At 62.4% G+C, this 287-nt stretch carries 1 protein-coding gene; it reads right to left on the bottom strand.

Annotated elements, in window-relative coordinates; genetic code table 11:
- Positions 1-287: hypothetical protein (locus QN399_RS26290; RefSeq protein ID WP_330201939.1), on the bottom strand; the 287-nt coding region annotated here is incomplete at both ends.

Below are 287 nucleotides of genomic sequence, written 5' to 3'. Positions count from 1 at the left end.
GCGTAATGGCCGTATTGACCGCCGCCTCCAACGCTGCTGGGCGCAGTTCGCCCGCAGCAGGCGCCAGCGCTGACCAGCTCAGACTCTGCTGCTCGAGATGGCACAGAAATCGTGAAATCGCAGAGCGCTGTTGCGGGGTAAGGGCTGTGGGCAGTTGCGCCATCACTGCTTGGTGTTCGGGCCGCACAGGTGTCAGTTGGACTACACCGGAAGGCCCCAGCAGAACCAAGTTGAAGGCGAGGTTAATTGCCCCGCGCGTGCCTCCGCCAAGTCCGTGTTGCGTAATG

The organism is Pseudomonas sp. 10C3, from assembly GCF_036346185.1.
Lineage (GTDB): Bacteria > Pseudomonadota > Gammaproteobacteria > Pseudomonadales > Pseudomonadaceae > Aquipseudomonas.
The sequence above is the reverse complement of the archived record's forward strand: the minus strand, read 5'-3'. Positions and strand labels throughout refer to the sequence as shown.